Raw genomic sequence first — 4954 nt, forward strand, 5'->3', positions numbered from 1 at the left:
GCCCCGGGCCGTGCTCCCCCGGCCCCCATTGACCTGGGCCCTCGTGCCCTGGACCGGGTTCTCCGGGCCTCTGCTGCCCGGGGCCGGGTTGTCCCGGGCCCTGCTGCGAGGGCGGTCCCTGCGGAGGCTGGTCCGCGGGTGGTCTCCCCTGCGCGTTCGGGTCACCCTGGGAGGGCGGTTTCCATTCGGCGGCCGGGTTCCACTGCGGGTCGGTCATTACTCCATTGTCGGCCGTTCGAAGGTCCGAGCCCTCGCCAGACCCGCGGCACGCCCCTTGGCCGCCACCACGAGGGCCATCTTGCGGGACGCCTCGTCGATCATCTCGTCGCCCAGCATGACCGCCCCGCGCCGCTCCACGGTCGTGTAGTAGTCGTACGCCTCAAGGATCAACTCGGCGTGCTCGTAGTCCTCCTGCGACGGCGAGAAGACCTCGTTGCCCGCCTCCACCTGGGAGGGGTGCAGCACCCACTTGCCGTCGAAGCCCAGCGCGGCCGCCCTTCCGGCCACGCGGCGGAAGCCGTCCACATCCTTGATCTGCAGGTACGGCCCGTCGATGGCCTGCAGGTCGTTGGCCCGGGCGGCCATCAGGATCCGCATGAGGATGTAGTGGTAGGCGTCGCCCTCGCCGTACCCGGGGGGCTGCTCACCCACGACCAGGGTCTTCATCCCGATGGATGCCATGAAGTCCGCGGGGCCGAACACCAGCGTCTCCAGCCGGTCGGACGCGGCGGCGATGGCGTCCACGTTGACGAGACCGCGGGCGCTCTCGATCTGCGCCTCGATGCCGATCCTGGGCAGCCCGTGCGCCTTCTCGATCTGGGTGAGCAGCGTGTCGAGCCAGACCACGTGCGAGGCGTCCTCGACCTTGGGCAGCATGACGCAGTCGAGGCGGTCGCCCGCGCCCTCGACGACGTCGATGACGTCGCGGTAGGTCCACTGCGTGGTCAGGTCGTTGACCCTGACGACGATCGTCTTCCCGGTCCAGTCGCCGTCGCGCAGCGCGGCGACCACGTTCTCGCGCGCCTTCTCCTTCGCGGCGGGCGCGACGGAGTCCTCCAGGTCGAGGAAGACCTCGTCGGCGGCCAGTCCCTGGGCCTTCTCGATGAAACGCGGATTGCTGCCGGGCACGGCCAGGCACGAACGTCGAGCACGCATGGCCACACGCTAGCGGGGCCATGGTCGATCGCTACAAAGGAGGTGCCGCGTTCTTGGCACCGGCCTTGTACGGCCATCGGCGCGTCTTTCGCGAAGAATGGCACCGTCCACGAGCGTTGAGGGAGAAAGCGATGACTGAAATCGCCACCGGGGTGCGCCCCGCCGTCCTGTCCGATCTCATCCCCGGAGCCCGGGTCCGCGACGCCGCCCTCGTCCTCGGCGGCGCCACGCTGACCGGCCTGGCCGCCCAGCTCAGCTTCCCCATTCCGGGCTCGCCCGTCCCGGTCACCGGCCAGACCTTCGCCGTCGTGCTCGTCGGCGCGGCGCTCGGATTCAACCGCGCGGCGCTCAGCATGGGCCTGTACGTGCTGGCCGGCATCGCCGGAGTGCCGTGGTTCACGGGCGGCGGACACGGCCCCGGCGGCGCGACCTTCGGCTACCTGATCGGCTTCGTCGTCGCGGCCGCCCTCGTCGGCAGGCTCGCCGAGCGCGGCGGTGACCGCACCCCGGCGCGTACGGCCGGCACGATGATCCTCGGCAACCTGGTGATCTACGCCTTCGGCGTCCCGGTGCTGATGGCGGTGACCGGCATGGGCCTGGCGCCCGCGCTCGCCGCCGGCGTGGTGCCCTTCCTCGCGGGCGACGCCGTCAAGATCGCTGTGGCGGCCGGGCTGCTGCCCGCCGCCTGGAAGCTCACCGGGCGGTCCGGCAGGTGAGCGCCCCTCTGATCGAGGAGGGCGCGAAGAAGTCCGGCGTGCTGTGGGTGACCCTGGCCGCCGGGCCGCGCCTGGCCTGGCATGTGTGGCACGAGGGGGCGATCTACCTCGTGACCGGCGGAGGCGAGCAGGAACTGCCCGGCCTCGCGGAGGCGTCCGAGGTGGAGGTGACCCTCCGCAGCAAGGACAACGGCGCCGAGTTGGTGAGGTTCACGGCCTCGGTCGAGGTGGTGGACCAGTCCCGCTCTCCGGAGGCGGTGGCCGCGCTCGCCAAGGAGCGTCTCAACGCCCCCGACGCCACCACGCTGACCGACCGCTGGGCCGTCGGGTCCGTCATCGTACGGTTGACGCCTCCGGCGTGAGCACGACGGCAGGGTCGGTCTTCGGTCGTGCGGCGGCGGACTGGGCCAGCAGGGCGCCGGCGAGGACGACGGCGCCTCCGACGATCTGGGCGCCGCCGAGCCGTTCGCCGAGCAGGAACCAGGCGATGACGGCGCCCGCGATGACCTCCAGGGTGGCGACGGTGGCGCCGACGGCGGCCGAGAGGCGACGGACCGCGATCACTCCCGTGATGTAGGCGGCGACCGTCGCCACCAGGATCAGCCAGAGCGCGGCGCCCAGCACGGGCAGGGTGTGACCGCCCACCGTCGCGGTCCGGCCGAACGCCGCCCAGTCGATGTTCCAGGGGCGCGAGAGCGGCAGGAGCGCGACGGCCGCGCCCGTCATGCCCCAGGCGATCAGCCCGAGGGGGTCCATGTCGTCATCCGAGAAAGCATCGTTCATCAGGAAATATCCGGCGCAGCAGGCGGCGGCGACGAGCCCCGCCATCAGCCCGAGCGCGTCCAGCCGGATGCCGTCCCAGACCTCCACCACGACGGCCAGCCCCGCCACGGCGACCACGGCGCCCAGATAGGCCGACCGCGCGAGCCGCAGGCCCCGGACGAAACGCACCCAGACCACCACCAGCACCGGGGCGGTGTACTCCAGGAGCAGCGCGACGCCGACCGGCAGCCGGGTGATGACGAAGAAGAACAGGCCCTGGACGGCGGCCACCGCGATCAACGCGTACGCGGCGACGAAAAGCAGCCGGTCACGCGGGATCCGAAGGGCCTTCGGCCGTACAATCGCGAGAGCGACGACCAGGAGCAGTCCCGCCCCGGCCATGCGCACCCAGACCGCCTCCGTCGGCGTCAGCCCGGCCGCTCCCAGATATCGGGCCATCGGCCCGGAGAAGCCGAAACAGCACGCCGAGGCGACCGCGATCGCCAAGCTCGCCGCCCTCACACCCACCACCCCATGTAACTACCATTAGCCCATTTTGATCCTGTCATACCAGGCCGTCCGGCGCATCCCGGCGTAATCTGGCAAGGTGGATCGGATCTTCGTGGCCCGGCTGGCCGGGCTCGCGGTGTTCGACCCGGCCGGTGACCAGATCGGCCGGATCCGGGACGTGGTGGCCGCGATGCGCGGCCCTCTCCCGCCGCGTGTCCACGGCTTCGTCGTCGAGATCCAGCCGCGCCGCCGGGTGTTCCTGCCGATCACCCGCATCACCAGCGTCGAGTCCCGGGCCGTCATCTTCACCGGCAAGCTCAACATGCGCAGGTTCGAGCAGCGCGAGTCCGAGACCCTCGCCATCGGCGAGATGCTCGACCTGACCGTGCGCTTCCAGGGCGAGGAGGTCACCGTGCTCGACCTCGCCATGGAGCAGGCCCGCCCGGCCGAATGGGTGCTCGGCAAGGTCGCCGTACGACGCGGGTCCAGGCGGCGTGGCGAGACCCTCATCGTGGACTGGCAAGAGGTCACGGGCTTCGGCGTGGTCCAGAAGGACCAGGGCGCGGCCAACCTGCTCGCCGCCTTCGACACGATGCGCTCCGCCGACCTCGCCAACATGCTCCACGAACTGCCGCGCAAGCGGATGGCCGAGGTCGCCGCCGCGCTCGACGACGACCGGCTCGCCGACGTGCTGGAGGAACTGCCGGAACGCGACCAGGTCACCGTACTGAGCCAACTCCACGCCGAGCGGGCCGCCGACGTGCTGGAGGCGATGAGCCCGGACGACGCGGCCGACCTGCTCCAGGAACTGCCCGCCGACGAGGCCGAGGCCCTGCTCCGCCTGATGGTGCCCGAGGAGGCCGCGCCCGTACGGCGGCTGCTGGTCTACGACGAGGACACCGCGGGCGGGATGATGACGACCGACCCGGTGGTCCTGCCGCCCAACGCGACGGTCGCGGAGGCGTTGGCGCACATCCGGCAGCGGGAGCAGACCCCGGCCGTCGCCGCCCAGGTCTTCGTCGCCCGCCCGCCCACGGAGACGCCGACCGGCCGGTTCCTCGGCGTGGCCCATTTTCAGCGGCTCCTGCGAGAGCCTCCGTCCACCATGCTCGGCGGCGTGGTAGACAACACCGTCGATCCGATCAGGCCCGACCTCCCGCTGCCGGGGGTGGCTTCCTTGCTGGCGACGTACAACCTCGTCGCGACCCCGGTCGTGGACGAGCACGGGCGGCTGCTCGGAGCGGTGACGGTGGACGACGTCCTGGACCACATGCTGCCGGAAGACTGGCGGGAGAGAAATGACTGAGCGGCTCGACCAGCCGCGGGACGTGACCATGCGGCTCCGTCCCCACTACGACCCGGAGGCGTTCGGGCGGCTCTCCGAGCAGATCGCCCGTTTCCTCGGCACCGCACGCTTCCTCGTCTACATGACGGTGTTCGTCACCGTCTGGATGGCCTGGAACGCCGTGGCGCCGTTCCGGTTCGACCCGTATCCGTTCATCTTCCTGACGCTCATGCTCTCCCTCCAGGCGTCGTACGCAGCACCGCTGATCCTGCTGGCCCAGAACCGGCAGGCCGACCGGGACCGCGTCCAGTACGAACAGGACCGGACGGCGGCCGAGCGCAACCAGGCCGAGATCGAATACCTCACCAGGGAGATCGCCGCGCTGCGGATCGCCATCGGGGAGACGGCGACCAGGGACTACATCCGGTCGGAGCTCCAGCGGCTCCAGGAGGAACTGGGCGGCTCCAGGAACCAGTAGGCCACCCTCCCGCCGCCGCCGTGCGGCACCCGTTCACTGCCGCCCCAC

6 protein-coding genes are annotated in these 4954 nt (G+C 71.2%); 4 read left to right on the forward strand and 2 right to left on the reverse strand.

What is annotated here, in order from left to right:
- Positions 1 to 216 precede the first annotated feature (216 nt).
- Entirely contained in the window at positions 217 to 1155 is a 939-nt protein-coding gene (locus IMZ11_RS41780; protein WP_228649006.1) for a CoA ester lyase, read from the reverse strand.
- Between the two features lie 131 nt (positions 1156 to 1286).
- Between IMZ11_RS41780 and IMZ11_RS41785 the strand changes: the two genes are divergently transcribed.
- Together IMZ11_RS41785 and IMZ11_RS41790 are read left to right on the forward strand one after the other, a co-directional pair.
- Complete coding sequence (locus IMZ11_RS41785) at positions 1287 to 1871, forward strand: biotin transporter BioY (protein WP_228649008.1); 585 nt, start codon at positions 1287 to 1289, stop codon at positions 1869 to 1871.
- Entirely contained in the window at positions 1868 to 2233 is a 366-nt protein-coding gene (locus tag IMZ11_RS41790) for a hypothetical protein (protein ID WP_228649010.1), read from the forward strand. The genes IMZ11_RS41785 and IMZ11_RS41790 overlap by 4 nt, the downstream gene beginning before the upstream one ends.
- On the opposite strand, the gene IMZ11_RS41795 is transcribed toward IMZ11_RS41790, so the two are convergent.
- On the reverse strand, positions 2205 to 3155 hold the full coding sequence (locus IMZ11_RS41795) for a DMT family transporter (protein ID WP_228649012.1): 951 nt from the start codon (positions 3153 to 3155) through the stop codon (positions 2205 to 2207). The genes IMZ11_RS41790 and IMZ11_RS41795 overlap by 29 nt on opposite strands.
- An 85-nt stretch (positions 3156 to 3240) precedes the next feature.
- Here IMZ11_RS41795 and IMZ11_RS41800 point away from each other — a divergent pair, with 85 nt between their 5' ends.
- Together IMZ11_RS41800 and IMZ11_RS41805 are read left to right on the forward strand one after the other, a co-directional pair.
- Complete coding sequence (locus tag IMZ11_RS41800; protein WP_228649014.1) at positions 3241 to 4449, forward strand: magnesium transporter MgtE N-terminal domain-containing protein; 1209 nt, start codon at positions 3241 to 3243, stop codon at positions 4447 to 4449.
- Positions 4442 to 4906, forward strand: coding sequence for a DUF1003 domain-containing protein (locus IMZ11_RS41805; RefSeq protein ID WP_228649017.1), 465 nt, complete (start codon positions 4442 to 4444; stop codon positions 4904 to 4906). Before IMZ11_RS41800 ends, IMZ11_RS41805 begins: the two co-directional genes overlap by 8 nt.
- Positions 4907 to 4954: the final 48 nt, after the last annotated feature.

Source organism: Microtetraspora sp. AC03309, assembly GCF_020826795.1.
In the GTDB taxonomy this organism is placed as follows: domain Bacteria; phylum Actinomycetota; class Actinomycetes; order Streptosporangiales; family Streptosporangiaceae; genus Microtetraspora; species Microtetraspora glauca.